Source organism: uncultured Planktosalinus sp., from assembly GCF_963973675.1.
Classification (GTDB): domain Bacteria; phylum Bacteroidota; class Bacteroidia; order Flavobacteriales; family Flavobacteriaceae; genus Planktosalinus.
This window is the reverse complement of record NZ_CAXBAN010000286.1, coordinates 1-3472: the sequence shown is the minus strand read 5'-3', so window position 1 is coordinate 3472 and position 3472 is coordinate 1. Positions and strand designations below refer to the sequence as shown.

The following is a 3472-nucleotide window of genomic DNA, read 5'->3' as shown; positions in this document are numbered from 1 at the left end:
CAGCTCTTAGGATTTCAGGTAAGTTTCATAAAAAAATAAATTATAATTTCAGAAACAGGTTTAACAGAACAAGCGACTTGCAATCTTTAGACCAACTGGCCAGTAATATAGAGTTGGCTTATATGAATATCAAAGCCAGTCCAACTCTTGATTTGTTTATCGGAAAAATGCCTGCGTTTTACGGAGGTTATGAATATGAGTTTAGTCCGATGAAAGTTTTAGAATACAATGATATATACAACAATGTATTGGCCTTTGTTACAGGAGTGGGTGTTACTTATAAAACATCCGTAAACAATCAATTTGGAATACAGGTTTTAAACTCACGCACCTTGCTTTATGAAGACCTGTATGGTGAAGTTGCTGCTGAAAACATTGAAGAACCCATTTGGCCGGTTGCACTTGTAGGGAATTGGCGCGGAAGCTTTTTTGAAGGAAAATTGAAAACCATTTACAGCCTGAGTTATAGCAATGAGGTTAAAAACAGAGGAACCTACTTTTTTACTCTAGGACATAAATATCAAAATAGAAGCCTCACTGTGATGTATGACTTTCAATATAGTTACGAGCAAATTGACACCAAGGGCATCATAAACAACCTTTTGGATGAAAATCAAATTGCCGAAGATGTGTTATATATAGAAAACTGGTTAAGGGCTGAATACGATTTCAACTCCAGCTTTAAAGGATTAATAACTCTTATGACCAGTACTGCATACGACAATTTTAAAACGAACAAAAATCAAGTAAGAACAAGTTATGGTGTAATACCAACTCTGTATTACAGCCCTTTTAAAAATTTAGATCTACAGTTATTCTTCTCATATATTGGTCGGTATTTTGAGTATTCAAACTATGCCAAAGAAAAATTCAATGTCTATAGCTACAATAAAAATGAAGCAAGAATTGGCATTATAGCTCCTGTTGATTTGTTATGATATCAAAAACCCTTCAAGGGTTAAAAATTACCAAACCAATACCACAAAAAATCATATCTAGGTATGCTTCATAGTGCATGTATGTTTCTCCTAACTTGTATGTAACGTTCATGGTGCATGTAGGTATGGTTCAAGGGGGGTCGAATGCCACCTGAGTCCCACTAAACTCCCACTCTAATACTGCTCAAAAGCCACTTATAAGCCACCTTTAAGGCAGGATTATGCCACTCATAAGCCTTTTTAAAACAACAATACCAAAAAAAACAACACACTAAAGAAGAATGTGGTAAGGGCTACTTTTTTTAACTCCGGGTCTAACAAGGAAGGAGTCTTGTTCATTTTAACTCTTGCAAAGTGCCCTAAAAGTGGAATTAAAGCAAGAAGAGGTGCATACTGCCACCAAAGCGCATTTGAAAAATAAAAATACAAAAAGGCAGTAGCATAAGCCCCTGATAATAAAAAGGCATGATAACGCTTTGCCTTTTCAGCTCCTAATAAGACCGGAACCGTTATTTTATTGACATTTTTATCTGAAATTAAATCGCGCATATTGTTGAGGTTTAATACCGCCGTACTCAGCAATCCGATTGTAAAAGCCGGTAAAAAGACCAAAGGAGTGAGTGATTGGGTATATAAAAAAAAACTTCCCGCTACCGATAGCAATCCAAAAAAAAGCAACACAAACAAGTCACCCATTGCCTTATACCCATAAGCCGATTGTCCTACTGTGTATTTAATGGCTGCAGCTATGGAAGCAATCCCAAGCAGCAAAAACAATACAAAATAGCCTAAGTTTTCAGTTCCGAATGCCACATATATTAAAATAACTGCAACAAAAAGAGTAAGCAATGCCGTGAGAATCATTCCGTTTTTTAATTCTGTTTCTGTCAATAAGCCACTTTGAAGTGCCCGCTTGGGGCCTACTCTATCGGCGTTATCGGTTCCTTTAATACCATCCCCATAGTCGTTGGCAAAATTAGACAAAACCTGAAACCCAAGAGTGGTCAGCAAAGCTAAGATAAAAATTATGACGTCGAATTTTCCTGCATCCAATGCCATCGCCGTACCTACAATAATTCCTGAAAACGATAGAGGAAGTGTGCGTAAACGGGCAGCCTGAACCCAGGATTTGAATGTTGCCATAAATTAATTTTGAAATGTAAAATTAGAATAATAAACCATCACGCAAAAATCACGATCAACAATTCTTTCAACAAATCGCCATCTGAAACATTGGCAGCTCCTACCCCTTTGCTTTTCATGTCTGTTTCCCTGAGTTTAGCTAAAATAGCACTCACTTTTTTCATTGGGTAGTTTTTGGCCGCCAATTGATAGTCTTTTACAAAATAGGGATTGATACCCAATTCCCGGGCAGCATTACTTTTTGATGGAAGTGCGTGGTATTTTAATACTTTGGAAAAGTAAGAATACAATAGGGCAACCGTCATGACCAAAGGATTATCCTTTGGGTTTTGTGAAAAATAAGTAATGATTCTGAATGCTTTTTGAATGTCTTTACTCCCTATTGCGTTTTGAAGTTCAAAATTGTTGAAGTCTTTACTTATACCAATATTTAACTCAATTACCTCAGGTGTGATTTGTTGCTCAGGCCTAACTATTTGAGTGAGTTTATCTACTTCATTTGAAATTCTGCCTAAGTCATTGCCTAAAAATTCCACCAGCATTACAGAAGCTTTCACCGAAATTGAATACCCTTTGGACTCCATAAGCTTAGTGATCCATCCTGAAACCTTGTCTTCATATAACTTTTTCTCATCAATGATGGCTCCATTTTTTTTGATTGCTTTATAAAGTGCTTTCCGCTTATCAATTTTTTTGTACTTATAACAAAGTACCAAAACAGTGGATGGTTGTGGGTTTGCACAATAGGTCGCTAGGTTTTCAATCGTTCGTGAAAGATCCTGAGCTTCTTTAACAATCAATACCTGCCGTTCTGCCATCATAGGGTACCGCTTCGCATTGCTTACAATATCATCTATCGTAACATCACGCCCATAAAGCACCGTTTGATTGAATGCTTTCTCCTCTTCCTCAAGTAAATTTTTTTCAATAAAATCAGAAACAAAGTCAATAAAATAAGGTTCTTCACCAGTTAACAGATAAACAGGGTGTATGTTTCCGTTTTTTATGTTGTTTACTAAACGTTTTACTTCTTCCATTGAAAAAAAATTATCATTTTTGTGTGATGCAACAGCTCCACTTTCCCGCATACAGCTTTCGCTTCAAAAGTAGCAAAAATAAAATTTCCATCTTTGATGAAATTCGTAAAAAGTTTATTGTCCTTACTCCTGAAGAATGGGTAAGACAACATGTGGTTCAGTTTTTAATTCGCGAAAAAAAATATCCTAAAAATCACATCAATATAGAGAAAGAGCTCCTTCTTAACCATACGAAAAAGAGATATGACATAGTAGTCTTTAACAGGGATGGCAGCATTGAGGTGGTTATTGAATGTAAAGCACCCACGGTGGCAATTACCCAGGAAACATTTGATCAGGTGGCGCGCTACAATT

Annotated in this window: 4 protein-coding genes; 2 read left to right on the top strand and 2 right to left on the bottom strand. The window is 36.4% G+C overall.

The features are described from left to right. Positions 1–938, top strand: a 938-nt coding sequence (locus tag AACY61_RS10630) for a porin (protein ID WP_339611558.1), incomplete at its 5' end; no start/stop codon positions are given. 240 nt (positions 939–1178) lie between these two features. On the opposite strand, the gene menA is transcribed toward AACY61_RS10630, so the two are convergent. Both menA and holA read right to left on the bottom strand, forming a co-directional pair. Then, entirely contained in the window at positions 1179–2081 is a 903-nt protein-coding gene (gene menA, locus AACY61_RS10625; protein ID WP_339611557.1) for a 1,4-dihydroxy-2-naphthoate octaprenyltransferase, read from the bottom strand. 38 nt (positions 2082–2119) lie between these two features. After that, positions 2120–3118, bottom strand: a complete 999-nt coding sequence (holA, locus tag AACY61_RS10620; protein ID WP_339611556.1) for a DNA polymerase III subunit delta — start codon at positions 3116–3118, stop codon at positions 2120–2122. A 26-nt stretch (positions 3119–3144) separates the two neighbouring features. Here holA and AACY61_RS10615 point away from each other — a divergent pair. Further along, the coding region (locus AACY61_RS10615; protein WP_339611559.1) for a type I restriction enzyme HsdR N-terminal domain-containing protein at positions 3145–3472 on the top strand (328 nt) is incomplete at its 3' end.